The 26,637-nt window shown below is 59.6% G+C and carries 21 protein-coding genes, 2 tRNA genes, 2 rRNA genes and 1 pseudogene; 8 read left to right on the top strand and 18 right to left on the bottom strand.

Features of this window, described 5'->3' with window-relative positions:
* Window positions 1–82 precede the first annotated feature (82 nt).
* From ATE40_RS16030 to ATE40_RS16020, 3 genes are all read left to right on the top strand, one after another.
* A 16S ribosomal RNA gene (locus ATE40_RS16030) occupies window positions 83–1,624 on the top strand.
* 74 nt (window positions 1,625–1,698) lie between these two features.
* Window positions 1,699–1,775, top strand: a tRNA-Ile gene (locus ATE40_RS16025).
* Between the two features lie 38 nt (window positions 1,776–1,813).
* Window positions 1,814–1,889, top strand: a tRNA-Ala gene (locus tag ATE40_RS16020).
* A 226-nt stretch (window positions 1,890–2,115) separates the two neighbouring features.
* Here the strand turns inward: ATE40_RS16020 and ATE40_RS24300 are convergent.
* Window positions 2,116–2,976, bottom strand: a pseudogene (locus tag ATE40_RS24300) (hemagglutinin repeat-containing protein); the annotation flags it as partial.
* Window positions 2,977–3,074: 98 nt separating this feature from the next.
* On the opposite strand from ATE40_RS24300, the gene ATE40_RS16005 reads away from it, so the two are divergent.
* A complete protein-coding gene (locus ATE40_RS16005; protein WP_084799176.1) occupies window positions 3,075–3,338 on the top strand; it encodes a hypothetical protein in 264 nt (87 codons plus the stop codon).
* A gap of 42 nt (window positions 3,339–3,380) precedes the next feature.
* Here ATE40_RS16005 and ATE40_RS24775 read toward each other — a convergent pair whose 3' ends face one another.
* Together ATE40_RS24775 and ATE40_RS24505 are read right to left on the bottom strand one after the other, a co-directional pair.
* Entirely contained in the window at window positions 3,381–3,683 is a 303-nt protein-coding gene (locus ATE40_RS24775) for a hypothetical protein (protein ID WP_156785437.1), read from the bottom strand.
* A complete protein-coding gene (locus tag ATE40_RS24505; RefSeq protein ID WP_069168308.1) occupies window positions 3,680–4,954 on the bottom strand; it encodes a VENN motif pre-toxin domain-containing protein in 1,275 nt (424 codons plus the stop codon). Before ATE40_RS24505 ends, ATE40_RS24775 begins: the two co-directional genes overlap by 4 nt.
* Before the next feature lie 199 nt (window positions 4,955–5,153).
* On the opposite strand from ATE40_RS24505, the gene rrf reads away from it, so the two are divergent.
* Both rrf and ATE40_RS15990 read left to right on the top strand, forming a co-directional pair.
* Window positions 5,154–5,269 (top strand): 5S ribosomal RNA (rrf, locus tag ATE40_RS15995).
* A gap of 445 nt (window positions 5,270–5,714) precedes the next feature.
* A complete protein-coding gene (locus ATE40_RS15990; RefSeq protein WP_063919965.1) occupies window positions 5,715–7,025 on the top strand; it encodes an MFS family transporter in 1,311 nt (436 codons plus the stop codon).
* A gap of 36 nt (window positions 7,026–7,061) precedes the next feature.
* On the opposite strand, the gene pssA is transcribed toward ATE40_RS15990, so the two are convergent.
* From pssA to trxC, 4 genes are all read right to left on the bottom strand, one after another.
* A complete protein-coding gene (gene pssA / locus ATE40_RS15985) occupies window positions 7,062–8,417 on the bottom strand; it encodes a CDP-diacylglycerol--serine O-phosphatidyltransferase (protein ID WP_063919964.1) in 1,356 nt (451 codons plus the stop codon).
* Between the two features lie 152 nt (window positions 8,418–8,569).
* Window positions 8,570–11,218 (bottom strand): bifunctional acetate--CoA ligase family protein/GNAT family N-acetyltransferase, encoded by a 2,649-nt coding sequence (locus ATE40_RS15980; RefSeq protein ID WP_063919963.1) that lies wholly within the window; start codon window positions 11,216–11,218, stop codon window positions 8,570–8,572.
* Between the two features lie 48 nt (window positions 11,219–11,266).
* Window positions 11,267–11,956 (bottom strand): tRNA-uridine aminocarboxypropyltransferase, encoded by a 690-nt coding sequence (locus ATE40_RS15975; RefSeq protein WP_033649762.1) that lies wholly within the window; start codon window positions 11,954–11,956, stop codon window positions 11,267–11,269.
* A gap of 113 nt (window positions 11,957–12,069) precedes the next feature.
* Window positions 12,070–12,489: a thioredoxin TrxC gene (gene trxC, locus ATE40_RS15970; RefSeq protein WP_004928868.1), complete on the bottom strand. Its 420-nt coding sequence runs from the start codon at window positions 12,487–12,489 to the stop codon at window positions 12,070–12,072.
* Between the two features lie 207 nt (window positions 12,490–12,696).
* Here trxC and ATE40_RS15965 point away from each other — a divergent pair, with 207 nt between their 5' ends.
* Window positions 12,697–13,785, top strand: a complete 1,089-nt coding sequence (locus ATE40_RS15965) for a tRNA/rRNA methyltransferase (RefSeq protein ID WP_019455597.1) — start codon at window positions 12,697–12,699, stop codon at window positions 13,783–13,785.
* A 60-nt stretch (window positions 13,786–13,845) separates the two neighbouring features.
* Here ATE40_RS15965 and emrB read toward each other — a convergent pair whose 3' ends face one another.
* The 7 genes from emrB to ATE40_RS15930 form a co-directional block, all read right to left on the bottom strand.
* The gene (emrB, locus tag ATE40_RS15960; RefSeq protein ID WP_019455596.1) at window positions 13,846–15,384 is read right to left on the bottom strand and encodes a multidrug efflux MFS transporter permease subunit EmrB; all 1,539 of its coding nucleotides are present in this window, start codon (window positions 15,382–15,384) and stop codon (window positions 13,846–13,848) included.
* Window positions 15,385–15,401: 17 nt separating this feature from the next.
* The gene (gene emrA, locus ATE40_RS15955) at window positions 15,402–16,574 is read right to left on the bottom strand and encodes a multidrug efflux MFS transporter periplasmic adaptor subunit EmrA (RefSeq protein ID WP_063919962.1); all 1,173 of its coding nucleotides are present in this window, start codon (window positions 16,572–16,574) and stop codon (window positions 15,402–15,404) included.
* 23 nt (window positions 16,575–16,597) lie between these two features.
* Entirely contained in the window at window positions 16,598–18,049 is a 1,452-nt protein-coding gene (locus ATE40_RS15950) for an efflux transporter outer membrane subunit (RefSeq protein WP_025160250.1), read from the bottom strand.
* A gap of 28 nt (window positions 18,050–18,077) precedes the next feature.
* Window positions 18,078–18,596 (bottom strand): transcriptional repressor MprA, encoded by a 519-nt coding sequence (gene mprA / locus ATE40_RS15945; protein WP_025160249.1) that lies wholly within the window; start codon window positions 18,594–18,596, stop codon window positions 18,078–18,080.
* Between the two features lie 151 nt (window positions 18,597–18,747).
* Window positions 18,748–19,095: an L-valine transporter subunit YgaH gene (gene ygaH, locus ATE40_RS15940; protein ID WP_019455592.1), complete on the bottom strand. Its 348-nt coding sequence runs from the start codon at window positions 19,093–19,095 to the stop codon at window positions 18,748–18,750.
* The gene (locus ATE40_RS15935; RefSeq protein WP_019455591.1) at window positions 19,085–19,831 is read right to left on the bottom strand and encodes an AzlC family ABC transporter permease; all 747 of its coding nucleotides are present in this window, start codon (window positions 19,829–19,831) and stop codon (window positions 19,085–19,087) included. The genes ygaH and ATE40_RS15935 overlap by 11 nt, the downstream gene beginning before the upstream one ends.
* Before the next feature lie 121 nt (window positions 19,832–19,952).
* A complete protein-coding gene (locus ATE40_RS15930; RefSeq protein ID WP_025160248.1) occupies window positions 19,953–21,152 on the bottom strand; it encodes an MFS transporter in 1,200 nt (399 codons plus the stop codon).
* 105 nt (window positions 21,153–21,257) lie between these two features.
* Between ATE40_RS15930 and ATE40_RS15925 the strand changes: the two genes are divergently transcribed.
* Window positions 21,258–22,136 (top strand): LysR family transcriptional regulator, encoded by an 879-nt coding sequence (locus ATE40_RS15925; RefSeq protein WP_019455589.1) that lies wholly within the window; start codon window positions 21,258–21,260, stop codon window positions 22,134–22,136.
* Window positions 22,137–22,166: 30 nt separating this feature from the next.
* Here ATE40_RS15925 and proX read toward each other — a convergent pair whose 3' ends face one another.
* The 4 genes from proX to ATE40_RS15905 all read right to left on the bottom strand — a co-directional run bounded on the left by proX (window position 22,167) and on the right by ATE40_RS15905 (window position 26,632).
* The gene (proX, locus tag ATE40_RS15920) at window positions 22,167–23,168 is read right to left on the bottom strand and encodes a glycine betaine/L-proline ABC transporter substrate-binding protein ProX (RefSeq protein WP_063919961.1); all 1,002 of its coding nucleotides are present in this window, start codon (window positions 23,166–23,168) and stop codon (window positions 22,167–22,169) included.
* A gap of 69 nt (window positions 23,169–23,237) precedes the next feature.
* Window positions 23,238–24,344, bottom strand: coding sequence for a glycine betaine/L-proline ABC transporter permease ProW (gene proW / locus ATE40_RS15915; protein ID WP_063919960.1), 1,107 nt, complete (start codon window positions 24,342–24,344; stop codon window positions 23,238–23,240).
* On the bottom strand, window positions 24,337–25,539 hold the full coding sequence (gene proV / locus ATE40_RS15910) for a glycine betaine/L-proline ABC transporter ATP-binding protein ProV (protein WP_063919959.1): 1,203 nt from the start codon (window positions 25,537–25,539) through the stop codon (window positions 24,337–24,339). Before proV ends, proW begins: the two co-directional genes overlap by 8 nt.
* A gap of 406 nt (window positions 25,540–25,945) precedes the next feature.
* Entirely contained in the window at window positions 25,946–26,632 is a 687-nt protein-coding gene (locus ATE40_RS15905; protein WP_019455585.1) for a response regulator, read from the bottom strand.
* Window positions 26,633–26,637: the final 5 nt, after the last annotated feature.

The raw sequence follows: 26,637 nt of genomic DNA, 5'->3' as shown, positions 1-26,637 counted from the left end.
TCTTGAAGAGTGACTAACTGAAGTAAAATTCATGCAGTAAATCTTTGAGCATCGCTTCTCGAGTGGAAGCAAATCAAGCTTTTAATTGAAGAGTTTGATCATGGCTCAGATTGAACGCTGGCGGCAGGCTTAACACATGCAAGTCGAGCGGTAGCACAGGGGAGCTTGCTCCCTGGGTGACGAGCGGCGGACGGGTGAGTAATGTCTGGGAAACTGCCTGATGGAGGGGGATAACTACTGGAAACGGTAGCTAATACCGCATAACGTCGCAAGACCAAAGAGGGGGACCTTCGGGCCTCTTGCCATCAGATGTGCCCAGATGGGATTAGCTAGTAGGTGGGGTAATGGCTCACCTAGGCGACGATCCCTAGCTGGTCTGAGAGGATGACCAGCCACACTGGAACTGAGACACGGTCCAGACTCCTACGGGAGGCAGCAGTGGGGAATATTGCACAATGGGCGCAAGCCTGATGCAGCCATGCCGCGTGTGTGAAGAAGGCCTTCGGGTTGTAAAGCACTTTCAGCGAGGAGGAAGGTGGTGAACTTAATACGTTCATCAATTGACGTTACTCGCAGAAGAAGCACCGGCTAACTCCGTGCCAGCAGCCGCGGTAATACGGAGGGTGCAAGCGTTAATCGGAATTACTGGGCGTAAAGCGCACGCAGGCGGTTTGTTAAGTCAGATGTGAAATCCCCGGGCTCAACCTGGGAACTGCATTTGAAACTGGCAAGCTAGAGTCTCGTAGAGGGGGGTAGAATTCCAGGTGTAGCGGTGAAATGCGTAGAGATCTGGAGGAATACCGGTGGCGAAGGCGGCCCCCTGGACGAAGACTGACGCTCAGGTGCGAAAGCGTGGGGAGCAAACAGGATTAGATACCCTGGTAGTCCACGCTGTAAACGATGTCGATTTGGAGGTTGTGCCCTTGAGGCGTGGCTTCCGGAGCTAACGCGTTAAATCGACCGCCTGGGGAGTACGGCCGCAAGGTTAAAACTCAAATGAATTGACGGGGGCCCGCACAAGCGGTGGAGCATGTGGTTTAATTCGATGCAACGCGAAGAACCTTACCTACTCTTGACATCCAGAGAACTTTCCAGAGATGGATTGGTGCCTTCGGGAACTCTGAGACAGGTGCTGCATGGCTGTCGTCAGCTCGTGTTGTGAAATGTTGGGTTAAGTCCCGCAACGAGCGCAACCCTTATCCTTTGTTGCCAGCGGTTCGGCCGGGAACTCAAAGGAGACTGCCAGTGATAAACTGGAGGAAGGTGGGGATGACGTCAAGTCATCATGGCCCTTACGAGTAGGGCTACACACGTGCTACAATGGCATATACAAAGAGAAGCGACCTCGCGAGAGCAAGCGGACCTCATAAAGTATGTCGTAGTCCGGATTGGAGTCTGCAACTCGACTCCATGAAGTCGGAATCGCTAGTAATCGTAGATCAGAATGCTACGGTGAATACGTTCCCGGGCCTTGTACACACCGCCCGTCACACCATGGGAGTGGGTTGCAAAAGAAGTAGGTAGCTTAACCTTCGGGAGGGCGCTTACCACTTTGTGATTCATGACTGGGGTGAAGTCGTAACAAGGTAACCGTAGGGGAACCTGCGGTTGGATCACCTCCTTACCTAAAGATATTAGTTCGAGTGGCGTGCTCACACAGATTGTCTGATAGAAAGTAACGAGCAGAAATACCTTTATAGGCTTGTAGCTCAGGTGGTTAGAGCGCACCCCTGATAAGGGTGAGGTCGGTGGTTCAAGTCCACTCAGGCCTACCACTTCTCAGAAGTGGAAAAGGTACTGCACGTGACTGTATGGGGCTATAGCTCAGCTGGGAGAGCGCCTGCCTTGCACGCAGGAGGTCAGCGGTTCGATCCCGCTTAGCTCCACCATATAGTCCGGTATTTCAATACTTCAGAGTATATTGGCGACAGTATGCTGCGAAGTATTTTGCTCTTTAACAATCTGGAACAAGCTGAAAATTGAAACATGACGGCTGAAATTTATCCCTCCGTAGATGTACTGGGATAAAGAGTAACCTGTCATAGAGTCTCTCAAATGTTTGCAGCACGAACGATGGAAACATCTTCGGGTTGTGAGGTTAAGTGACTAAGCGTACACGGTGGATGGGTCTTTCTGTGCCTTCAGCCCGGCGATATCGCCCTGCGTGCGGATGACGTCCATCGCCTGGCCGCCAATCTCGCCGATAAGCTGCGCCTGCTTCAACCGGTTCTGCTCCTTCTCCTTGTTGAATATCGGGCTGATGCTGCCGTCGTTGGCATGTTCGGTATCCCGGTTCAGCTGCACCACATCCTGCTGCTGTTTGTCGGTGTCACGGACTATCAGCATTCCCTCACTGACCCCGGCTTTTGTCGTGCCCTCGGCGTGCCCGCTGTTGTTGGCGCCCGACAGCATACCGCCGGCCGCGTTGGTCAACAGCTCTTTGCCCACCGGCCCGCCAGTGCTGAAGCTGCCGCCGCTGTGCGTCGCGCTGTAGTCCGCCTGGTTGTGGATGTCCTTCCAACCCAGCGTGCCGGTATCGAGGCGGTTGTTCTCTTAGTCTGCCGTGCTGGCTATCACCGCGCCGTCGAGCTGGGTATGCTCTTTGACCTTGACGTCATATCCGCCTTTGCCGGCAAACAGCCCGGTCGGCTCTTTTACCGAGTCGAAGTTGCTGTGCAGCTTGTCCTTGCTGGCACTTACGTTGGCGGAGCCGGTCATCGAGCCGAAGGTGAAACTGCCGCCCGCGCTGGCGTTTTGCTGTTTGGCATCATAGCGGTCGCTGTCCTGTTCGCTTTGCAGCGTCAGGTCACGGCCCACGTCGACGGTAACCTTTTCGCCGCTGGCCTACGCGCCTTTCAATTTGGTGCCGCGGCCGCTGGTCAGGTTGAGACGGCTGCCCGCATCCAGGGTAGTTTCGGTATGGGTCAGGCCGTTGCCGCTCTCATGCCCCTTGCCGGCATTGACGCCGGCCGAGACGATTCAGCATCCCACACTCAAGATCACTGTCGTCACTAACGAAGCCAGCTAGGAAAAACTCTGCAAGACCAGCCAAGATAGGCAGGATTTAGGAGCCTATTGGGCGCGGGAGAACTGTAAGCACACCCGAGGGGGTGTGGATCACCCTCGTCACCGATAACGCCACCTGGAAAGCGTTGTGCCAGGCCAGCCAGCAGCGGCAAGATTTAGGGGCGGACTGGGTGCGGGAGAACGGCGAGCTGATTATTGGCGGGGAGTGGATCACCGAGTCCGGCATTACCGACGCGGAACAACTGGAGATCATCGCCGCACCCGGGGTGATCCGGTTACGGCGGCGAGAAGGTGGGGGATTTTGGGCTTAAAAGCAGAGATCCCGGTCAGTTGGCCGGGATCTTTCAATGTTGCTAATTTTTCAATAAATGTCTTAATTTTTTTAAAGTTCCTTGAATATCAGGATCTTCAGGATCAATGCTTTCATTTCTAAATAATGCAACTGCATATACCTGCTCTAAGACAAACCAGTGTTCATGGAATTCATTTTTCCATTCCACATCAACTGATTGCAAACAAAACAATAAACCTTCTAAATTATCAATCAGCTTTTTAAGCGATATCTTATCCGATGAATACAGATCCAACATTTCCTCCATCAAGGAAAGTTGGCGTTGGTCATATTCGCTCAATGTCATATCAGAAAGTAAGATCATTGTTTTATTTTCCCATAATCAACAGTGACAACAGTTCCACTTTTGGTATCCGTAATCACTGTTATATTATTCTTACCATCGTAATACGCCGTTGTACCCGGCCTTTTACCTACCACAGCATTTTCTGGACGTATCGCATTTTCTACTGCGGTTGGTGTAATGCCTTGACGTTGCATACGATCCAGTGAGTGGCTGGAGTAATCCCGGTTGTTGATTATCGTCGGTTTATTCGAACCATCAATTACATTTAGCGGATTACCTTTCGACCCAGTTGGAGTTTTTGCGGATATTTCAGAACTAGCTTTATTAATCAGCTTCGACGCTTCAGCGACATCCCCCTTCTTCAGCGCTGTTTCGGCGGCCTTAATTGCCTTACCAGCTGCATCTCCAGCCCCAGGAATGATGCCTATCGCCGCAACCAAGTAATCCAGCGCGCTCTGCGCTTCTGCAAAGCTCTTGATATCCCCTACCACTGGCACAAAATCTGCACCTGTCGACAGGATATCTTTCAGTTCTTCCCGTCGTTCAGTATACATCTTCACCGAGCACGCTTCCGCGCTCATTCCGGCACAGTTTTGCTGCTTATAGCGCTCGTTTTCTGCATCGACACGCTCTTCGGCTACCTGCTGAGGAGTCTTACCCTGAGATACAGCGTCAACAATATCACTCAGTGCGTTATTCTCCACCGCATTCTTGCCGGCCTGCCCGCCGGTCACCGCTCCCGCAGTATCGCCCGTCGCCAACCCGCCTGCAAGCCCTGCAGCCAACTGGCTCAGCGCGCTGACCTGCTGTTTCTCGCTTTCGCTCAGCTGCTGCGCCGTTTTGCCCGGGAACAGTTCGCCGGCAATGTAGCGCGCCGCCAGTTCCCCGCCGCCCGCACCCAGCCCCCCTGCGGTGGCTGACTGGTTGTTCAGCTGCGCCGTTACCGCACCCAGCACAGCGTGTGCCATTGCGTTGGCGGCGATGTTGTCTTCACCGACCCGTTTCTTGATTTCCGTCGCCAGGTATGGCGAAGCACCGCTCGCCAGCGCGCCCGCCAGGTTATTGCCCGCCAGCGCCGTCAGCGCCCCCGTTACCGCCTGCGCCGCCTTCTGCAGATCGCTGCCGGTGCCGTATTGCCGCATCGCGTTGTCATACGCCTGCTTCATCACCGCCGCATCGTTCGTCGGTTTGCCGCCCTTCTCAAGCTGCTCCCTGGCCTGCGCCAGCGCCGCCGGGTCTTTCTGTGCCTTCAGCCCGGCGATATCGCCCTGCGTGCGGATGACGTCCATCGCCTGGCCGCCAATCTCGGACGTTGATAGGCTGGGTGTGTAAGTGCAGCGATGCATTGAGCTAACCAGTACTAATGATCCGTGAGGCTTAACCTTACAACACCGAAGGTGTTTTGGTGAGACCAAGACAATATTCAGCTTGTTTACAGATTGGATTGACTGGCTTCAGCGATGAAGCGGGTTGATTAAAACGAATTTGCCTGGCGGCAATAGCGCGGTGGTCCCACCTGACTCCATGCCGAACTCAGAAGTGAAACGCCGTAGCGCCGATGGTAGTGTGGGGTCTCCCCATGCGAGAGTAGGACACTGCCAGGCATCAAATAAAACAACAAGCCTCATGCGAAAGCATGGGGCTTTTTGTTTTGTCTGTTATCTGGCGTTCTGCCCGAGCATGGGCATCCTGAGACGAATGGTGTAGGACAAATCCGCCGGGAGCGGATTTGAACGTTGCGAAGCAACGGCCCGAAGGGGGGCGGGCAGGACGCCCGCCATAAACTGCCAGGCATCAAACAAAGCCGAAAGCCCTGAACGTCAGTTCAGGGCTTTCGGCTATGGGAAAAATGGAAAATCCCCGTTGTAACCCGCTTCAGCTTTCATCGTACTGTTTAATATTCATCACAAAACCAATTCATTGTTTCCACGAATGTCAGATATTCTTCGCCCGCTATTAAGTTTGGCTGTTAACTTATAAATAACAATAAAGTAACACCAGGCGGCAGGAAGCCGAATTTCATCATTGCTATGGCTCGGAGAAAACATCATGACAGAAACAACCTCGGCTCTTGAGGGTGAGCATGGCGTCGAACAGGGGGCGCTCGATAACAAGAAACGCATTTTCGCTATCGTCGGGGCTTCATCAGGCAATCTGGTGGAGTGGTTTGATTTTTACGTTTACTCCTTCTGTTCCATTTACTTTGCCGCCTCGTTCTTCCCGGCAGGCAACAGCACCACGCAGCTGTTGCAAACCGCCGGGGTATTCGCCGCCGGCTTCTTCATGCGGCCGATCGGCGGTTGGCTATTTGGCTACATCGCTGACAAACATGGCCGTAAAAACTCAATGCTGCTGTCGGTCTGCATGATGTGCGCCGGATCGCTGGTGATCGCCTGCCTGCCGACGTATGAATCGATCGGCAGCTGGGCGCCGGCGCTGCTGCTGATCGCCCGCCTGTTCCAGGGGCTGTCGGTAGGTGGAGAATATGGCACCAGCGCCACCTATATGAGTGAGGTGGCGATCAAGGGGCGACGTGGTTTCTATGCTTCGTTCCAGTATGTCACGCTGATTGGCGGGCAACTGCTGGCGCTGCTGGTCTTGGTGATCCTGCAGCAAATTTTGTCCGGCGAAGAGCTGAAGGCCTGGGGCTGGCGTATTCCGTTCGCCTTGGGGGCGGTGTTGGCGGTGGTGGCGCTGTACCTGCGCCGTTCGCTGAATGAAACCTCCGATGCGAAAACGCGTAACCACAAGGATGCCGGTTCGCTGACGGGGCTGTGGAAAAACCGCAAGGCATTCCTGATGGTGCTGGGCTTTACCGCCGCCGGTTCGCTGACCTTTTACACCTTCACCACCTACATGCAGAAATATCTGGTCAACACCGCCGGTATGGACGCCAAGCTGGCCAGCGCCATCATGACCGTCGCACTGTTCGTCTTTATGCTGCTGCAGCCGGCGGTGGGCGCGTTCTCGGATAAAATCGGCCGTCGCAGCTCGATGTTGATCTTCTCAGCCTTCGCCACCGTGTTGACGGTACCGATCCTGTTCGCTCTGAAAGGAGTGACCAACCCTTTTATGGCGTTTGGCCTGATCGTATTGGCGCTGTTCATCGTCAGTTTCTACACCGCGATCAGCGGGCTGCTTAAAGCCGAGATGTTCCCGCCGGAGGTGCGCGCGTTAGGGGTGGGCTTGTCTTATGCGGTGGCGAATGCCCTGTTCGGCGGCTCGGCGGAATATGTCGCGCTGTCGCTAAAATCGTTCGGCGTGGAGAACGCTTTCTTCTGGTATGTCTCCGGCATGTGCCTGCTGGCGTTGCTGGTTTCGCTCCGGCTGCATCGCAAAGGCAAGGAGATACAGCTGTAATGAAAACCCCGGCCTTGGCCGGGGTTAGCGTAGAGCTTACAGGATGCGGCTAATCAGCCGATCGATGCGGATGCGGCGCAGGCGGCGAATCAGCTTACGCACCTTGATCGGATACTGCTGAATGCTTTGCAGCTCCTGATAATGGCCGACCGCAGTGGTGTGGGTGCGGATGCACTCCAGCTCTTTTTGCCGCTGCTCGCGCATCTCTTGTTTGGGATCGTGGATCAGAATGGCGTTTTCCAGATCCAGCCGCCAGGCGCGCGGGTTGAGGTTATTGCCGGTAATCAGCTGCCACTCTTCGTCCACCCACATGCCTTTCAGGTGATAGCTGTTATCGCCATCCTTCCACAGCCGCACGATCAGCTGGCCGGTATCGACGTAACGCTGCAACCGGCTCAGGAAGCGGCGCAGGTTGATCTCGTACAGGTAAGGTAGTGCGCCGATGATTTTGAACGGCTGATCTTCCGGAATATAGAAGTCGTTGGCGGTCTTGTCTCCGACGATGATCTCCACCTGTTTGCCCTGGCGCAGCAGATAGATGATGTTGCGCACCAGCAGCGCCGGCAGGTTGAAATAGGGGGTGCACAGCGTCAGTTTCTGGTCGGCGCACGACATCAGGTGATGAATGGTTTTATTCAGCACGCTTTGTTTGCCCAGCCCAACCAACGGTGTCACCGCCAGCTCATCGTTGCCGGCCTTACCGCGGAAGTGATAACCGGCGCGGCGCAGGGCGAAACGGAACAGGCGGGTCTCGTTTTTAATCTCCGGGCTTTTCGGCCGATCGCTGCGATCGAGGCGCTGCACCGCGCCGGCGGTCAGCAGATGCTGCTTGATGTAATCGATCAGGGTATCGGCCAACACCTCATTGGTGATCAGCTGATAGCGATCGTAACGGTATTTCTCATGCTGATGCAGATAAACGTCGTTGATGCTGGCGCCGCTGTAGATCACGGTATCGTCGACCACAAAGCCCTTCAGATGCAATACGCCCAGCGCTTCACGGGTATTGACCGGCACGCCGTAGATCGGCACCGACTGTTCCGGGTGCTGGCTGGCCATGGCGCAATACCAGTCGGCGTTGGTATTGGCGGCGGCAGCGCCGATGCGCCCGCGCTGTGCGCGGTGCCAGTCGACCAGCACGCAAATTTCCAGCTCGGGCCGCCGTTGCTTGGCTTGATACAGTGCGTTGAGGATCTCACGCCCGGCGTCGTCATGCTCCAGATACAGGGCCACCAGATAGATGCGTTGGGTGGCGTTGGCGATGGAATCCAGCAGCGTGGTGCGAAAGTCGGACGGCGCGTACAGAGTACGAACGTCAGCAACCGTCTGGGGGAGTTTGGGCAGTTGTGCAAGGTGTTGTTGATGTTTGCTACGTTTAAATTTTGACAACATCACAGTGCGCTTCTTCTCTCATGATTGATGGCCGGAACGCCACAGGCTTAAAAACAATAAACCGAATAATCGGGCGATAATACCATTAGTTGCCTCGATTGTGCGTATGTTTTGGCGTTAAGTGGTGGATTCGTAGCGCATTGCGACGCAGGTCACTGCGCGTCGGCGGCCTGCAGCGGCAGCGTCAAATTGACGATGCCGTCCTCAAGCTGCACCTCGATACCAAAGCCCAGCCGCTGAGCCAGCGCGATCATGCCACGGTTATTCGGCATGGTGATGCCGCTCAGGCGGGTCAGGCCATGGGCGCGCGCATAGGCGATCATTTTTTCCAGCAGTTGCCGGCCCAGCCCCAGCCCTTTCAGGTCGGAACGCACCAGCACGGCGAACTCGGCATCGGTGTTGTCCGGATCGGACAACGCGCGGGTCACGCCGATGATTTCGTCTGCGCGCACCGCCACAAAGGCCATTTCTCGATCGTAGTCGATCTGCGTCATGTTGGCCAAATCGTCATGGGTAAACTCGCTGATCTCGCTGAAGTAGCGATAATAGAGATCTTCCTTGGTCACCCGGTCGATGAAATGCTTCAGCGCCGGTTCGTCTTCGGGCAGGATCGGGCGGAACAGGCACTGGCTGCCGTCTTTCAGCGCGATGGTTTCCTCCAGCTCATGCGGATAAGGGCGGATCGCCAGCCGCGCCTGCGGATCGCCGCTGAACGGCGCGAGCTGCATCGAAACGTCCAGCAGGGTGAATTCGCTGCCGGAAGCCAGCACCGGGTGAATATCCAGCCGGGCGATCTCCGGGCAATCGAGGATCAGGTTGGAAACCTGCACCAGCAAGCGGCTTAGCCCGGGGATGTCTAAAGGCCGCAGCGCGCTGCGCCCGCGGATCTTGCCGCCTTTCACCGCCTGCAGCACCAGATAACGCGCCAGCGCCATATTCAGCGGCGGCAGCGCGACCGCCACCTGATTTTCCTGACGCCACTCCACGCCGCCTTCGCCCAGCATGATCAGCGGGCCGAAAATGGCATCCTGTTCCACCGCGATGCGCAGTTCCTGGGCGCCGGCGCGGTTGGCCATGCTCTGCACCAACAGGCCGTGGATACGCGCCTGCGGATAGGTGCGCTTCACGCGGTCGAGGATCGCCTCCGCCGCGCGTTGCACTTCGGTCGCGGTGCGCAGATAAAGCATCACGCCCTGAACTTCCGATTTGTGCGGGATATCCGGCGAACGCAGCTTCAGCGCCACCGGATAGCCGATCTGTTCGGCGATGTGTACCGCCTCGGCACTGTCTTCGGCGATCCAGGTTGGCAGGGTGCTCAGGTCATAGGCCTGCAGGATGGATTGCACCTCGTGGGTATCCAGCTGTGTGGCCCCTTCGGCCAGCGCCTGGTGGATCAGACGGTGGGCGTCGGCGGTGTTGGCGGTCAGGCCAACCGGCAGCGCCGGCGTCTCTTTCAGCTGCTTCTGGTTGCGGCGGTATTCCACCATATGCATAAAGGCGGTGACCGCGCCTTCCGGCGTACGGTAGGTGGGAATGGCGGCTTCGGTAAACAGCCGTCGCGCCTCTTGCGAGGAGTATTCGCCACACCAGTTGGTCAGCAACGTGATGCGCTTGCCGCGCGCATGGCGGTGCAGCGCGTCGATCAGCCGCTGCGCCGTGGCGGTGCCCGGCGCGGCCGCGCTCGGCGCGTGGATCAGCAGCAGCGCGTCATAGTCGTGGCTGTCGAGCAGCGCTTCGAGCGCCGCCAGGTAACGCTGCGGCGTCGCGTCGTCGCGCAGATCGAGCGGGTTGCCGGCGCGAATGAAATCCGGCAGCGCATCGCTCAACGTCGCCAGGCTCTTATCGCTCAGCGTCGCCAGCTTGCCGTTGCGCCCGAGCAGCTCGTCCAGCGCCATCGCCGCCGGCGCCGCACCGTTGCTGACGATCATCAGCCGCTCGCCGCGCAGCGGGTGCATATGGCTGAGGGTTTCCACCGCCGAGAACAACTCGTGAGTATCCTGCACGCGCAGCAGACCGGCGCGCTGGATGGCGGCGTCATAGGCGGCGTCCAGCCCCAGCTGGCTGTTGAGCAACAGTTGCGCCTGTTGGCTGCGGCCGCTTTTGATCACCAGAATGGGTTTGTTGCGTGAGGCGCTGCGCGAAGCGGAGAGAAAACGCCGCGCGTCGCTGATGTTTTCGAGATACAGCAGGATGGCGCTGGTCTTGCCGTCGCGCGCCAAAAAGTCGAGTAGATCGTCGACGTCGATATCCAGGCTGTCGCCCAGCGCAATGAAATAGGAGAAGCCGACCTCGCGCTGTTGCGCCCAATCGAGAATGGTGTTGGCCACGGCGGCGGACTGCGAGATAAACGCCAGCTTGCCTTTTTGGATAGGCACCGGCGAGAAGCTGGCGTTGATGCCCTGCCACGGCGCCAGCAATCCCAGGCTGTTGGGGCCCAGCAGCCGCATGGCGTAGCGCTGCGCGCAGGCTTTCAGCTCGGCGAACTGTTCCGGTGGCGAAGAGAGCACGATGGCGGTTTTACAACCGCGTTGGCCCAGCGCTTCGATCAGCGCCAGATTGCGGTCGGCGTGGGTGCAGATGATCGCCAGATCCGGCGTCAGCGGCAGGCTGGCGACGTCGGGATAGGCCATGACGCCGCATACCGCCTTGTAGCGCGGCGTGACCGGCAAGATAGGCCCGCTGAAACCGCCGGCCAGCAGGTTGCTCATCATCAGGTTGCCGGCGCGGCCCGGCTGTTGCGAAGCGCCCAGAACGGCGATCGATTTGGGACGTAGTAGCGCTTCTAACCCTCGCTGGCTCATGCACGGCTCCTTTTGGCAACGTTACGCCTGATTTTAGGCGCTTTATGGCTACATTGCTGTGACCGGTGCCTCCGGCCGGGTCGGTTTTCCCGCCAGATACTGTTGACGGAAATAGCGGAAATGCTGATTCAATCCGTCAGCGGCCGGCAGATCGCCCGCCTGTTGCAGCAGGGCGGCGGCCACTTCCGCCGTACAGTGTTGCTCGGCGCGGCTGGCTTCGCGCAGCTGATAATCCGATGCGGCGTCGACGTTGAGGGAAAATACCGGGAATTGATTGAGGTACGGGCTTTTACGGAACATTTTGCGCGCTTCCGCCCAGGTGCCGTCCAGCATGATGAACAGCGGCGGTTTACCGCCGGCGGGCAGCTCGCTGAACACCGGGCGTTCGGCGTCGGCGTAAGAGGCGGGAAACACCACGTAAGGCTGCCGCGTCGGATCGTTGATGGCCGCCAGCAGGGCGGGATCGATCTCGGTGCGTGACCAGAGGAACGCCTGGGTGTCCGGCAGGATATCGGCGATCAGGCGGCCGGTATTGCTGGGCTTGAGCGGCTCGGCGCCGAACATGATCAGGCAGAAACGGCTGCCGGCCTGCTGCGGGCGAATGGTGTCGCACAGGCAGTTTTTATGCGGCAGCAGGCAACCCTGACAACGCGCCACCCGGCAACCGCGCGCCAGGAAGGGGCGGGTGGCGCGGTCTAAACGGAATTGGCGCAGGCGAAGTACGGCGTTGTCGGTCATAACGATCCTGGGGAAAAACCGCTATTGTAACGCAGAAAAAAGCCCGCCGGGAGAGGCGGGCTCGATCGGGGGCGTTCGCGCGCGATGGCGGGATACGGCCTATACTTGCCGAATCACACCAACTCGTTGAGCCAGTTGTCAAACGGCGCTTTCGGCATCGCGCCGTTAAGCATGTCGACCATCTTGCCCTGACGGAACACCATAATGGTCGGGATGCTGCGGATGCGGAAACGGGCGCTCAGCTCCGGCTCGGCTTCGGTGTTCACTTTCACGAAGCGCACCTTGCCGGCGCGCTCTTCGGCCACGTCTTCGAAGATCGGCGCAAAGCTGCGGCACGGACCGCACCACGGCGCCCAGAAATCGACCACGACCGGCAGATCGTCCTGCAGCAACTGGTCCAGCGTGGCGGCGGTGGCGTTGATCACTTCACCGTCGAAGAGCTCGTGGCCGCAGCGGCCGCATTTCGCGTTGTCCGCCAGACGTTCTTCCGGCACACGGTTGGTGGCATTGCAAGCTGCACAAACTGTATTCATGTTGACCTCGGGTATAGAGAAAGCATGGTCCCCGCAACGCGGTTGCGGAGATGTTTCTTTAATGCTGACAATTATCGGCAAAACCCGGCGCATGAACAATGAGGTTTGTTCAATGGATGTGATAGTTGGGAGCTTTTAGCGCAAGTTGGTGGCTTCATGCACCAACATCAGGTAATCTTCGCGCCCTGCGCGTTGGTGGAGAAGACAATGAACGATTCATTTAGTGGCAAGAACGGTAAAGTCAAAGTGATGTACGTCCGCAGCGACGACGACAACGGCGACGACCGCAACAAGAATAAACGTCCGGCCGGCAAAGGCCGTCCGGCTGACGGTGCGCGCTCGGGCCGCACCGGCCAAGACAAGGCGCGCGGCGGCAACGATCGTCGCGGCGCCGACTCCCGCCGCAGTGAAAGCGATCGTCCTCGCCGTCCGGCGCGCTCAGAAGATCGCGGTGGCAACGAGTCGCCGTGGAGAACCGTTTCGCGCGCGCCGAATGAAGAGCCGGCGTTCGATCACGGCGGCATCAGCGGCAAAAGCTTTATCGATCCGGAACAGTTGCGCCGCCAGCGCGCGGAAGAAACCCGCGTTTACGGTGAAAACGCCTGTCAGGCGCTGTTCGCCAGCCGTCCGGAAGCGATCGTGCGCGCCTGGTTCGTGCAGTCGGTCACCCCGCGCTTCCGCGAAGCGCTGCGCTGGATGGCGGCGAACCGCAAAGCCTACCACGTGGTGGACGAGGAAGAGCTGGCCAAGGCTTCCGGCACCGAGCACCACGGCGGCGTGTGCTTCCTGATCAAAAAACGTCAGGGTCTGGATGCGCAGAGCTACCTGAAAACCGCGCCGGCGACCGACTGCGTGCTGGCGCTGGAAGAAGTGGGCAACCCGCATAACCTGGGCGCCATCGTCCGTTCTTGCGCCCACTTCGGCGTCAACGGCGTGCTGCTGCAGGATCCAGCGCTGCTGGAGTCCGGCGCGGCGGTGCGCACCGCAGAAGGCGGCGCGGAGCATATCAAGGCGATCAACGCCGACGATTTCCTGTCGGTGCTGGATACCTTCCGCAAAGCGGGCTACACCATCGTCACCACCTCCAGCCACAAAGGCACCGCGCTGGCGCAGGCCAAGCTGCCGGCCAAGATGGTGCTGGTGCTGGGCCAGGAGCGCGACGGTCTGAGCGACAGCGCCTGGCAGCAAGGCGACATGAACGTGTCCATCGGCGGCACCGGCAAGGTGGAAAGCCTGAACGTTTCCGTCGCGACCGGCATTCTGCTGGCGGACTGGTGGCGTCAGAATCAGGCGTAATCTTTATTTCGTCGGATAAAAAAACGGGCGCCTCAGGGCGCCCGTTTCGTTTATTGAAGCTTAGTGAGCGCCGCCGCCCCCGCCGCCGCCGGAACTGAACGGCGGTTTCGCCACCCACACCAGCGCCAGCAGCACCAGGAATACCCCGGCCGACAGCCAGAAGATCTCGTTGGCGGAGATGATCAGGCCCTGCGCGGTGATCTCGTTGGCGATGTAGGCCGACGCCTGCTGCTTGCTCATGCCGAGCTGCTCCAGCTGTCGGTACATCTCCTGCGACTGCGGATTGTAAGGGTTGACGAACTCCGTCAGCTGCGCGTGATGCTGCGATTCGCGCTGCGTCCACAGGGTGGTGGTGATCGAGGTGCCGATCGAGCCCGCCAGCGTTCGCGTAAAGTTCGACAGGCTCGATGCCGCCGCCATGCGTTCCGGCGGCAGGCCGGACAGCGTGATGGTGGTCAACGGCATGAAGAAGCAGGCGATGGCGAAGCCTTGAACGAACTGCGGCCACGCCGAAGCGCCGAAGTCCATGCCCGGTTCAAAGGTATAGGCGCGCCAGTAGAAGCACACGGCATACATGATGAAGCTGAAGGTCACCAGCTTGCGCATGTCGAGCCGGTTGCCGAACTTACCGATGATCGGCGACAGCAGCACCGGGATCAGCCCGACCGGCGCCGAAGCCAGCCCCGCCCAGGTGGCGGTATAGCCGTACACCTCTTGCAGCAGCTGCGGCAACAGCACGATGGCGCCGAAGTACAGCATGTAGGCCAGGCTGATGCACAGACAGCCGATGGTGAAGTTACGCGACTTGAACAGCGACAGATCCACCACCGGGTGGTCGTCCGTCAGCTCCCACACCACCAGGAACAGCAGCGCCACCACCGCCACCACGGTTAGGGTGATGATCTCGGTCGAGTTGAACCAGTCTAGCTCCTTGCCCTGGTCTAGCATCACCTGCAGCGAACCGATGCCGACGATCAGCAGCACCAGGCCGACGGTGTCGATCGGCTTGATCTCGGTTTTGGTTTCTCGCCCCTTCAACGTCGCCATCGCCGCCATGATAACGAAGGCGCCGATCGGGATGTTGATGAAGAAGATCCAGCCCCAATGGTAGTTGTCGCTGATGTAGCCGCCGAGGATCGGCCCGAAGATCGGCGCGACGATAACGGTCATCGACCAGAGCGCCAGGGCCATCGCTCGCTTGGCGGGCGGGTAGTTGTTCAGCAACAGGCTCTGCGACAGCGGGATCAGCGGCCCGGCCACCACGCCCTGGATCACGCGGAAGAAGATCAGCATGCCGAGGCTGTTGGAGATGCCGCACAGCCAGGAGGCGAGGACGAACAGCGCGGTGGACCAGAGGAACAGCCGCACTTCGCCGATGCGCTTCGCCAGCCAGCCGGTGATCGGGATCGAGATGGCGTTCGCCACGCCGAACGAGGTGATCACCCAGGTGCCCTGCGAGTTGGAAGACCCGAGGTTACCGGCAATGGTGGGGATCGCCACGTTGGCGATGGTGGAGTCCAGCACCTGCATGAAGGTCGCCATGGCGAGCGCGACCGTCATCCAGGCGAGCTGGGCGCCTTCAAGCGGTTTCTGTGGCAAGATGGCCTCCCGCGCGCTTAGCCGGCGTTCGCATGGATCACGTCGGCGATCAGCTGATTAACCGGCGCCAGATTCAACGCCAACGCGTTGCTCTGGTACAGCGGTTTATCGCGCACCACGTCGGCCAGCACGTGGCCGTCCAGATTGGCGGTGTCGACGGTCACCAGCGTCGACAGGCCGATGCGCAGCGGATGATCGGCAACCTGCTTGGCGTCGAGCTCAATACGCACCGGCAGGCGTTGCACCACCTTGATCCAGTTGCCGGTGGCGTTCTGCGCCGGCAGTAGCGAGAAGGCGCTGCCGGTGCCCATGTCGATACCGACCACTTTGCCCTGATACACCACGTCGTCACCGTACACGTCGCTGACCACCGTCGCCGGCTGGCCGATGCGCATGTTGGCGATCTGGGTTTCCTTGAAGTTGGCGTCAACCCAGATGTGATCGGCCGGCACCACCGCCATCAGCGGCGAACCGGCGGCAATTTGCGCACCCACCTGCACGCTGCGGCGCGAAACATAACCGGTAATTGGGCTGACAACTTTGGTACGCTGCAGCGCCAGCCAGGCGTCGCGCATCTGCGCGGCGGCCTGTTGGATCGCCGGCTGCTGTTCCAGCGGGGTATTCAGCACCATCGCCTGGTTGGCGTTGTATTGCTGCACCGCCACTTCCAGCGCGGCCTTGGCGCTGTCGACCGCATCGCGAGCGTGTTGCAGCTCTTCGCGGCCGATGGCGTCAACGCTACCCAGCACCACGCGGCGTTTCAGATCGTTCTCGGCCTTGCTCAGATCGGTCTTGCGCAGGGCGATGTTGGCCTGATACTGCTTGCTGTTGATGATCAGCTGGTGGGTTTGACGCACGCTGTTGGCCAGGCCGGTCTTGGCGCGTTCAAACGCCTGCTCGGCATCGGTCGGATCGAGCGTCAGCAGCACGTCGCCCTGTTTGACGTAGTCGGTGTTGTCAAAATTGACGCTGTTCACGCTGCCTGACACCTGGGCCATGATCTGCACCTGGTTGCCGGAGACGTAGGCGTCGTCGGTTTCCTGGTGATGACGCAGTACCAGGAACCAATACACTAAGTAAGCCACCCCTATAACAATGAAAATAGCCGTCAACAACAGCAGCCAAAACTTGCGCTGCTTCTTTTTGCCGTTCGGCTGCTGCGGGTTTTGGATTTCCGCGCTTGCGCTCATGGTGTTCTCCAAGCCTTATATTATTATGCTTTCGAATCCGCTGCGGCCGGGGCCTGATAGCCACCGCCCAGCGCGCGGATCAGTCCTATCTTCGCCTGCAGTAAATTGCTGCTGGCATTCAACTCCGCCTGTTGCTGCTGCAATAGCTGCGTCTGGCTGGTCAACAGATCGTCGCGCCCGATAATCCCTGCCTGGTAACGGGCACTGGCGACCTGGTACACCTGTTGCATCGACTGGGCCGCGGACGCCGCCTGCAGCTGCTGTTGCGCAGAGCTCTGCTGGATAGTGATGGCGTCGGCGGTTTCCTGTACCGCATTCAGGATGGTTTGGTTATAGGATTCCACCGCTTCGTCATACAGCGCGGATTCCTCGCCCAGCTTGCTGCGCAGCGCCCCGGCGTGGAAGATCGGCAGCGAAATCGCCGGCATCACGTTCCAGGCCTGGCTGGCCGCTTCAAACAGGTTCGGGTTGGTGCCACCGACATTGGTGGTCATCAGACCGGCGAAGGCTGAAATGGTCAGGCTGGGGTAAAACTCTTTGCGCGCGGCGCTGACGCGCTGGCTGTAAGACTCCACCAGCTGGCGCTGCGCGGCGATGTCCGGGCGCTTGCCCAGCAGATCCGCCGTCAGCTCGCCCTGCGGCGCCATCAGGTTGTCGGCGGGCAGCGGCACCTGACGAAGGTGCTGCATGGCGTTCGGCCCCTGGCCCGCCAGCGCGGCGAGCTGGTGTCTGAGCTGTTCGATTTGCGACTGCAACTGCAGGATCTGCTGCTTGGCGGCATCGGACTGCGCCTGGGTTTGTTGCGGCACGTCGACGGCGGTCAGGCCGGCCTGATAGCGTTGTTGGCGCAGCGCGGTCAGCCGTTCATTGTTGTTCACTTCCTGCTGCAGCAGCTTCTCGAGCGCCAGGTTGCTCTGCAGCTGGTAGTAGGCGGAGGCTACCGAACTGGTCAGCGTCAGCGCCGCCTGTTCCTGCTCGGCGCGTGCGGCGTTCACTTGCGCCTTGGCGGCGTTCACCTGGTTGCGGTATTTGCCCCACCAGTCGAATTCATACGCCAAATTTAACCCCAGTGAGTTGGAGCTTTCATAGATAGGTTTTTGTGGATACCCCAGCCCCATATTGACGTTTTGCGGTATGCGCTGGCGCTGGGTGCTGGCGTTCAGATCCAGGTTCGGCCCGTTGGCTGCGTTGGCTTCGCCCACCACGCTCTGCGCTTCACGTACGCGGGCGGCGGCCTGGCGCAGGGTCGGCGAGCTTTGCAGCGTCTGCGTCATCAACGTGTCCAACTGCGGATCCTTGAGGGCGCGCCACCACTGCGGGCTGACGGCCAGCGAGCTGACTTTCGGCTGAGCCAACTGCAGGCTCTGCGGATCCATCAGCGTGGATTGCGGAGCAATATTATCGGTCGAAGCGCACCCGGCCAGCAGCAACACGGCGAACAGCGGGGTGAATCTCCAGTTAAATGGGGATCGCATAAGTAGGTACCTGAACAGAAATTGTGAATTAGGATAACTGTTCTGTGATTTCCATTTGATCCAGACGTGCCAGCAATTTGCGCGTCAGCTGTTCCAGCTGTTTTTGCTCATCGTCGGTCAGCGTGGACCACAGGAAATGCAGACATTGGTGCTGCGGCGGCAGCAGTTGACTGAGAAATTCTTCCCCCTGCGGCGTCAGATGCAGATGCAGGCAGCGGCGATCGTTGTCGCTTTCCCGGCGCTCGATCCAACCGCGTTTCTCCAGCTCGTCGGCGATGCGGGTTGCATTGGTGCGCGAGGAGCCTAAGGCAGAGCTTAGCTCAGAAGGTTGGATGCTGTGGCTTTCCTGCGCATCCAGGGTAATCAGCGCCATAAACAGTGTTTCGTTAATCCCCTGCGCCTTCAGCATTTTATTGCGATTTTCCAGCAATTTACCTTGCATGTGCATGCACAGGCGGGTCAGCAGGATTTCCTGATAAGGGAAATCTTTCTGCCGGGTGGCGCGGAAATTCAGCATTTGTTCTATGGGGGCAAACGAGCTTTCCATAATTTAGGGCCTCATTAATTTCGTTCGAGATAGTAACGACGGTGACAAATAATGTAAATGTTCAGCCGTGCGGATAATTTAGCAATTCGTGTCATTTGTCAGTGTTTGTAAAGATGCGGCGCATGAAAACGCCAAATGGCCGGAAGCGGTGTCAGCCCGGACCGAAAAGCATTAACAGTTTTAATGTGACGCCAAAGGCCGTCGCGCCGAGCAGCGTCGACAGAATGATGCTTTTGCTGCGGTAGAAGCACAGCGCCAGCGCGGCGAAGCCCGCCAGCGTCGGCAGCAGCTTGTCCGGTTCGCGCATCACCACCGGCGTGCTGGAGACCACCAGCAGGGCGCAGATCGAGGCGATGCCGATGCTGTCGAGCAGCAGGGCGGCTTTACCGCGTTTGATGCCGGGTTGGGCGCGCGCCGGCGCCAGCCGCAGCGGCAGATAACGGAACAGGTAATTGGCGCAGCCCACCACCAGACCAATCACCAGCACATCAGTGTTCATGAGCGGCCTCCGCATGTGCGGGTTGGAACAGGGCGGCGATACAGCCGGCGCCGATGCCGGCCAAAATGGCGACCGGGATGGAGAACAGCACCACGCCGAGCAGCGCGCCGGCCAGTGCGGCGGCGATGGTCAGGCTCTGCGGGCGCCGGAAAGCGGCCAGCAGGAAGCTGAGAAACAGCGCCGGCAGCATGAATGAAAGCGAGGCTTCGATCACCGGGAACTGCTCCAGCGGGCCATTGCCGAACAGCGCGCCGAGCGCGGTGCCGGCCACCCAGGAGAGCCAGGAACAGAGCGCGATGCCCAGCATCCAGTTTTCGCTCCAGCTGCGGTTATTGCGCATCAGCTTGGCGGTAGCGGCGGCGAAGACCTCATCGGTCAGCCCAAAGGCCCATATCGCCGTTTTACCGGGCGACATGCGCGAGACGATGCGGTGGCGCAGCGCCGGGCCGTACAACAGATGGCGCACATCCATCGCCATCACCGTCAGCGCGGAGACCCACAGCGACATGCCGGCGCTCAGCAGGGCGGTGATCACGAACTGGCTGGCGCCGGCGTAGATGATGCAGGAGAAGAAAATGCTTTCCAGCGGGGAGAAGCCCAGCTTGACGGCGCTGAGGCCGAAGGCGAACGCCACCGGGACGTACCCGATGACGATCGGCAAACTGTCGACGACGCCGTTGGCGAAGGTGGCGCTGACGGCGGGCGGAGTAAGGCTGTCTGCAGCTTGGCTTTGCATGGTTGTGGGTCGCAGGGTAGATAGGGTTTCAATAGTTTATGCCCAGAACATTACCAGAGAGTAAGTAATGTTTATACCCTGCACCGCTAATAAATTTCTTTGGTTACTATTTGCAAGGTAATCAGATTGTCGCCGGCCCCTGCGGATCGTGGCGTTTGCCGAGCCACCAGGTCAGCAGGTTGAGCAGGCATAGAATCCCCCCGGCGGCGGCGACACCGTACCAGCCGGCATGCTGATAGGCCGAGGCGGAGAGCAGCGAACCGAGAGCGCCGCCGATAAAGTAGCTGGTCATATAGCCGGCGGTCAGGCGGTTGCGCGCGTCCGGCATGATGCGATACATCACGCTCTGGTTGGTGACGTGCACCGCCTGCACCGCCAGATCGAGGATCAGGATGCCGGCGATCAGCGCCCACAGCGATTGTTTAGCCAGCGCGATAGGTATCCACGACAGTAGCAGCAACACCAGGCCGACGGTGGTGGTCAACCCGGCCTTGCCTTTGTCCGCCAGATGACCGGCGCGCGAGGCGGCCAGCGCGCCGGCGGCACCCACCAGGCCGAACAGCCCGATCACGCCCTCGGAATAGTTGAACGGCGGTGCGGCGAGCAGAAAGGCCATGGAGGTCCAGAGCACGCTAAAGTTGGCGAACGACAGGGCGCCGAGAATGGCGCGGGTGCGCAGCAGCGGCGTGCGGCAGAACAGGCTGAAGATCGAGGCCAGCAGCTGCGGGTAGTTCAGCCCGGAGTGTTGCTTATAGCGCGGCAGTGCGCGCCACAAGACCAGCGCCATCAGGATCATCAGCACGCTGGCGACCCAGTAGATGGTGCGCCAGCCGCCGAACGACGCCAATGCGCCCGCGACGGTACGCGCCAGCAGGATGCCGAGCAGCAGGCCGCTCATGATGATGCCGACGGTCTTGCCGCGCTTTTCCGGGTGGGCCAACGTGGCGGCCAGCGGCACCAGGATCTGCGCCACCACCGAGAACAGCCCGGTGAGCGCGGTGCCGAGGATCATCATCGGCAGCGTGGCGGAGGTGGCGGTGATCAACATGCCCCCGGCGGCCAGCAGCGTCATGAACACGATCAGGCCGCGGCGTTCGAACATGTCGCCGAGCGGCACCAGCAGCAGCAGGCCGGTGGCGTAACCCAGCTGCGCGGCGGTAACGATAAAGCCGGCCTGGTTGACCGACAGGTTGAAACCGGTGGCGATGGTTTCCAGCAGCGGTTGCGCATAGTAGTTGCTGGCGACCGCCAGGCCGGTTGCGATGGCGATCAGCACGGTCAGCGCCGGGCTGAGGCCCGGATGGGCGTTTTGTTGGTTCATGATTTTTTCATCACGGGAAAAAGATAGCGCGCAGTATCCGGCAACGCGCATCGGGAAACCAATGTATAATTTTCATTTTATTTATCTCATTTCAAGATAGATGCCATGAACCTGAAACAGATCCGCTATGCGCTGGCGGTGGCGGAAGAGCAGAGCTTTACCCGGGCGGCGCAGCGCTGCCATACGGTGCAGTCGGCGCTCAGCCACCAGATCGCCAAACTGGAAGAAGAGCTGGGCTGTACGCTGTTTGAACGCACCTCGCGCCGGGTGCGGCTGACGCCCGCCGGCCAGGCTTTCATTCCGTCGGCGCAGCGGCTGTTGGCGGCGCAGCAGGCGCTGGTGGAAGAAGTGACCGCCGCCGGCGATGCGGTGTCCGGCACGCTCACCATCGGCACCATTTCAACCATAAACGCGATTGATCTGACCGAAAAGCTCGACAAGTTTCATCGCCACTATCCGGCGGTGAACATTCGCCTGTACGTCGGCATGAGCGAAGCCCTGCTGGAGGACGTGCGTCAGCAGAAGTGCGATATGGCGTTCGTCGGCATCTGGCCCGGCGATGTCGACCTGTTGCCGATGTCGCACCGGCAGTTGACCGATGAGCCGCTGGTGGCGTTGGTGGCGCCGCAGCATCCGTTGGCCAACCGCGAGCGGGTGAATCTGCAGGCGCTCGCGGAAGTGCCGCTGGTGGATTTCTACAGCGGCACCGGCGCGCGGCGTCAAACCGATCGCGCCTTCCTGGCGGCGGGTATCCGCCGGCATGTCAGTTTTGAGATCGATCATATCGAGTGGCTGGAGAATCTGGTGCGGCGCGGGTTGGCGGCGGGGATCGTACCGATCTCGACCGCGCAACGCTTAAGCGCGCTGGTGTCGATCCCGATTGAAGACGGGCCGCGGCGCCAGGTGTACTGCATTTGGCCGCAGCCCTTGTCGAATGCCGCCGCACGCTTTTTACAGTTCAGCGGCATCGATCTGGCGGGGTAAGGGGCGCGCGGTTGCGGCGCCCCCGAGCGGTTACGGCTTCGCCGCGGCGGCGGCGGTTTTCACCCAGCCGTCGAAGGTCGCCTGGTGCGCCTTGATCCAGCCGTTAACGTGGTTTTGGATGTCGGCTTCCGAAGCCTGGCCTTCGTGCATGCGCAGGTTTTGCGCGTTGATGTCAGCGATCGGCAGCTTCATGATGGCGAACAGCTTGGCGGCCGCCGGGTTGGCTTCGGCCCACTGTTTGTTGGCGGCGATACGCATGGTGTTGACCGGGAAGCCGTAGTTGGCGCCGTTAGGCAGCTTGGTATCGACGCTTTTCTGCTCGCCCGGCAGGGAGGAGAACGGCACCTGCAGCCAGACCACGTCGCGGCCCGGTACCATCACATCGCTGACCCAGTACGGCGTCCAGGTGTAATACAGCACCGGCTTGCCCTCTTTGTAGCGGGTGATGGTGTCGGCGATCATCGCCGCGTAGTTGCCCTGATTGTGTTCGACGGTGTTGCTCAGGCCGTAGGCCTTGATGTGGTGGTTGATCACCGCCTCGCAGCCCCACCCCGGGGTGCAGCCGGTCAGATCGGCCTTGCCGTCGCCGTTGGTGTCGAACAGCTTGGCGATCTTGGGATCCTTGAGCTGCTCGACGTTGGTGATGTGGTACTGCTCGGCGGTTTTCTTGTCGATCAGGTAACCCTGCGCGGCGCCGTTGACGTAGACGCCTTCTCGGTAGAACTTGGCGTCGCCGCCGGCGGCCTTGTACTGATCGGCGTGCAGCGGATCCCAGTTGACCGCGATAAAGGTCGCGTCGCCGGAGGCGATGGAGGTGTAGGCGACGTTGTAATCCACCTCGCGCGGTTCCTTCACGTCGTAACCCAGTTTTTCCAGCGCCTTGCTAACCAGCAGCGTCTGGAAAGTCTCTTCGGAAATGGTGCTTTGCACCGGCTGTACCGCGATCCCCTTACCGGGCAAATCCGCCGCAATGGCGCTCTGTGTACCAATCAGCGTCGTCAGGGCGAGAGCCCAGATGCCCGTGGTGCGCATAGTGTTTCCCCTCTTTCAATGTGGTGGTGTCATAGCCCGCCGGGGCCACAGCCGCCGGCGGGAAAAGCGTCAGGCTTGTTTGATGAACGGGCGGGTAAGCAACCCGATAGGGCCGCGACGGTACCAGCGGCCGATGCCCTTGCTGCGGCGATCGCGCCCCAGCGATTGGGTGAGGCGATCGAGAATGATCGCCAGGATCACGATGCCGACGCCGCCGACGGCGGCCAGGCCCATATCCAGCCGGCCGATGCCGCGCAGCACCATCTGCCCCAGACCGCCGACGGCGATCATCGAGGCGATGACGACCATCGACAGCGCCAACATCAGCGTCTGGTTCACGCCGGCCATGATGGTCGGCATCGCCAGCGGCAGCTGCACCTTGAACAGCAGCTGGCGTGGGCTGGCGCCGAAGGATTCGGCGGCCTCGATCAGATCCTCCGGCACCTGCTTGATGCCGAGAATGGTCAGACGCACGATCGGCGGCAGCGCGAAGATAATGGTCACCACCACGCCCGGCACGTTGCCGATGCCGAACAGCATGACGATCGGCACCAGATAGACGAAGGCCGGGGTGGTTTGCATCGCGTCGAGCAGCGGCCTTATCACCTTGGCGGCGTGCTTGCTGCGCGCCAGCCAGATGCCGAGCGGCAGGCCGATAAGGATGCAGAAGAACAGCGCGGTCAGCACCAGTGCCAGCGTGACCATCGCCTGCGACCAGGCGCCGATGGCGCCAATGGCGACCAGGGAGAGCAGCGTTGCGGCGCCCATGCCGAAACCGGCGACCTGCCAGGCGAGCAGCGAGAACACCAGAATGGCGATCGGTGCCGGCATGCCCAGCAGCAGTTGCTGGAAGCCGCTCAGGATCATGTCCACCGGCACGCGGATGCCCTGGAACAGCGGGCGGAAGTGCAGCACCAGCCAGTCGATGCCTTGCGTGACCCAGGCGTCGAACGGCACCCAGGCTTTGTGGAACGGATCGAGCAGGCTGAAGTGCTCCGGCTGGGCCGGGGCGCTGCTCAGCCAATCGGCGCCTGACGCGGCGGCGTCATGAGCGGCCGGCTGTGGCGCGCTGGACCAGGCGTCGCCGGCGTTGGCGGCGGCATCGTGAGCGGGTGCGGCGCCGGTATCGGCCGGTGCGGTAGCCCAGGGATCTTGGGTTTGCGTGGTATCACTCATTGGCGGAGCCCTCCTTGTCCAACGCCTGCAGCAGCATGGCCTTGGAGATGATGCCGAGATAGTTATGTTCTTCGCATACCACCGGTACCGCGCACGGCGCCTGGGCGACCAGAGAGATCAGATCGCTGAGCGGCGTGTCGGCCGGCACGGCGGCGGGCGCTTCGAGCAGGGCATCGTCCAGCGTCTGATTGGCGGACAGCGCCTTTTTCAGCGACTCTATCGACACCACGCCGATAAATTTCTTCCCGCGTTCAACAACATAACCATAATCACGGTCCTCATCGCGCAGCAGCTGCAGCGCCGAGCGTGGGCCAAAGCCGGGAGTTTTGCGGATCAGCGTTACCGGGCGCCGTTGGGCGATATCCTTGGCGCTGAACACATGACTGATGTCCACACCGCGGAAGAAAGTGCGCACATAGTCGTTGGCCGGGTTATTCAGGATCTCGTCCGGCGTGCCGACCTGGATCACTTCGCCGCCCTGCATGATGGCGATGCGATCGCCAATGCGCATCGCTTCGTCCAGATCGTGGGAAATAAATACGATGGTGCGCTGATGCTGGGCCTGTAATTTCACCAGCTCATCCTGCATCTCGGTGCGAATTAACGGATCGAGCGCCGAGAAGGCCTCGTCCATCAATAATATATCCGGGTCATTGGCCATCGCACGGGCTAATCCCACGCGTTGACGCATGCCGCCGGATAATTCATCCGGATAAGACAATGCATAATTCTCCAGCCCGACCTGGCGCAGGGCGTCCAGCGCTTTTTCCTGGCGTTCTTGCAGCGGTATGCCGGCTAATTCCATGCCAAAGGCGGTGTTATTCAGGACATTCATATGCGGCATAAGCGCGAATGACTGAAATACCATGCTGATCTTATTTCGCCGCACGGTGCGCAGCGCGGCGTCGGATATTTTGGCGATGTCCTCACCGTCGATCAGCACCTGACCGCGGGTGGGTTCTATCAGACGATTGAGAAGGCGTACCAGGGTGGACTTGCCGGAACCGGAGAGCCCCATGATGACAAATATCTCGCCTTCTTCAATGGCCAGAGTGGCGTCTTTTACGCCGAGCGATAAGCCGGTTTTTTCCAACAGCCGATCTTTTGTCAGACCTTTATCCAGCAGTTTGAATGCGCGTTCCGGGTGTTCGCCAAATATCTTATACAGGTTCTTTACTTCGAGTTTAATTGCCATGCAATTTGCTGTTTCCTCTGGTTTAATTAAAGCGTTATGGGCTGTCCTTAGCAAAATAAAAGAGCTTTTTACCCTAACACAGTGAATATCTGAGACAACCCTCAATGTCATTTAAATGGGATATTAGTGGTTTACATCAAGGTTTTAATTAGTTATGGTAATTTGGCCCGTGACTCAAAATTGCCGGCCGTTATTCGCCATCATGATTGGTTTTAGGAGGGAATAACACGGCGTGAAGCAATGGGATATTTCGGTTCTGCACCTGCCGTTCGCATAATAAAAAACCCGACCAGAGGCCGGGTAAAAGTCATCAGTATTTCATCAGTGTTAACGACAGGTGCCGATATCGAGGGGGATATCGTCGGGCGCTATGTTATCGCCTGAATATGACAGCCAGATGGCAGCCTCAGGCCTTGCGATACAGCCGTCGCGGATGGCCGATATTGCCGTACAGCATCTCCACTCGCACGAACTGGGTGGCGACGCAGTATTCCAGATAACGGCGGGCGGTGGTTTTGCTGATGCCGACCTGTTCAACCACGTCTTCCACCGCATGCGCCACCGCCGGCTGGGCGATAAACAGCGCCTGCACCAGCTCAAGGGTGTTGGTTTCGATGCCTTTGGCGCTCGGCTCGCTGGAGAACTGTTTCGACTGCAGGTTATACAGCGCATCGACGTTGTCCTGGTCGATGATCTTGAAGGTGCGCTGGGTCTGTACGAACTGCATGAAACGCTCGAGCGAATTGCGCAGCCGCTTGTAGGACACCGGTTTGATGATGTAATCGAAGGCGCCGTTGCGGATCGCCTGGCTGCAGGTATGCATGTCGCTGGCGGCGGTGATGAAGATCACCGAACAGGCGGGGTTTTTTACCGCCGGTTCTTCCATCAGCTCGATGCCCTGGCCGTCCGGCAGGAAGTTATCCAGCAGGATCAGACGCGGCTGATGCTCGTTGGCTTTGGCCCGCGCTTCGGCCAGCGTGGCGGCATAGGCCACCACCCGCAGGTTGAAATTTTTCTCGATGAACTCCGCGTGCAGTGTCGCCAGTTGCGGCTCGTCTTCCACGATCAGAACGTCCAGTGCTTGGTGTGACATAATCG

The sequence above is a fragment of the Serratia surfactantfaciens genome, from assembly GCF_001642805.2.
Taxonomy (GTDB): Bacteria; Pseudomonadota; Gammaproteobacteria; order Enterobacterales; family Enterobacteriaceae; genus Serratia; species Serratia surfactantfaciens.
Note: the sequence above shows the minus strand (reverse complement) of the source record. Positions and strands in the feature narration are given on the sequence as shown.

Excerpts from the sequence above, each read along its gene's own strand:
- ATE40_RS24775 (WP_156785437.1), bottom strand. The coding sequence starts at position 3,683 with ATGATCTTACTTTCTGATATGACATTGAGCGAATATGACCAACGCCAA.
- ATE40_RS24505 (WP_069168308.1), bottom strand. The coding sequence starts at position 4,954 with ATGGACGTCATCCGCACGCAGGGCGATATCGCCGGGCTGAAGGCACAG.
- ATE40_RS15990 (WP_063919965.1), top strand. The coding sequence starts at position 5,715 with ATGACAGAAACAACCTCGGCTCTTGAGGGTGAGCATGGCGTCGAACAG.
- pssA (WP_063919964.1), bottom strand. The coding sequence starts at position 8,417 with ATGTTGTCAAAATTTAAACGTAGCAAACATCAACAACACCTTGCACAA.
- ATE40_RS15980 (WP_063919963.1), bottom strand. The coding sequence starts at position 11,218 with ATGAGCCAGCGAGGGTTAGAAGCGCTACTACGTCCCAAATCGATCGCC.
- ATE40_RS15975 (WP_033649762.1), bottom strand. The coding sequence starts at position 11,956 with ATGACCGACAACGCCGTACTTCGCCTGCGCCAATTCCGTTTAGACCGC.
- trxC (WP_004928868.1), bottom strand. The coding sequence starts at position 12,489 with ATGAATACAGTTTGTGCAGCTTGCAATGCCACCAACCGTGTGCCGGAA.
- ATE40_RS15965 (WP_019455597.1), top strand. The coding sequence starts at position 12,697 with ATGAACGATTCATTTAGTGGCAAGAACGGTAAAGTCAAAGTGATGTAC.
- emrA (WP_063919962.1), bottom strand. The coding sequence starts at position 16,574 with ATGAGCGCAAGCGCGGAAATCCAAAACCCGCAGCAGCCGAACGGCAAA.
- ATE40_RS15950 (WP_025160250.1), bottom strand. The coding sequence starts at position 18,049 with ATGCGATCCCCATTTAACTGGAGATTCACCCCGCTGTTCGCCGTGTTG.
- mprA (WP_025160249.1), bottom strand. The coding sequence starts at position 18,596 with ATGGAAAGCTCGTTTGCCCCCATAGAACAAATGCTGAATTTCCGCGCC.
- ygaH (WP_019455592.1), bottom strand. The coding sequence starts at position 19,095 with ATGAACACTGATGTGCTGGTGATTGGTCTGGTGGTGGGCTGCGCCAAT.
- ATE40_RS15935 (WP_019455591.1), bottom strand. The coding sequence starts at position 19,831 with ATGCAAAGCCAAGCTGCAGACAGCCTTACTCCGCCCGCCGTCAGCGCC.
- ATE40_RS15930 (WP_025160248.1), bottom strand. The coding sequence starts at position 21,152 with ATGAACCAACAAAACGCCCATCCGGGCCTCAGCCCGGCGCTGACCGTG.
- ATE40_RS15925 (WP_019455589.1), top strand. The coding sequence starts at position 21,258 with ATGAACCTGAAACAGATCCGCTATGCGCTGGCGGTGGCGGAAGAGCAG.
- proX (WP_063919961.1), bottom strand. The coding sequence starts at position 23,168 with ATGCGCACCACGGGCATCTGGGCTCTCGCCCTGACGACGCTGATTGGT.
- proW (WP_063919960.1), bottom strand. The coding sequence starts at position 24,344 with ATGAGTGATACCACGCAAACCCAAGATCCCTGGGCTACCGCACCGGCC.
- proV (WP_063919959.1), bottom strand. The coding sequence starts at position 25,539 with ATGGCAATTAAACTCGAAGTAAAGAACCTGTATAAGATATTTGGCGAA.
- ATE40_RS15905 (WP_019455585.1), bottom strand. The coding sequence starts at position 26,632 with ATGTCACACCAAGCACTGGACGTTCTGATCGTGGAAGACGAGCCGCAA.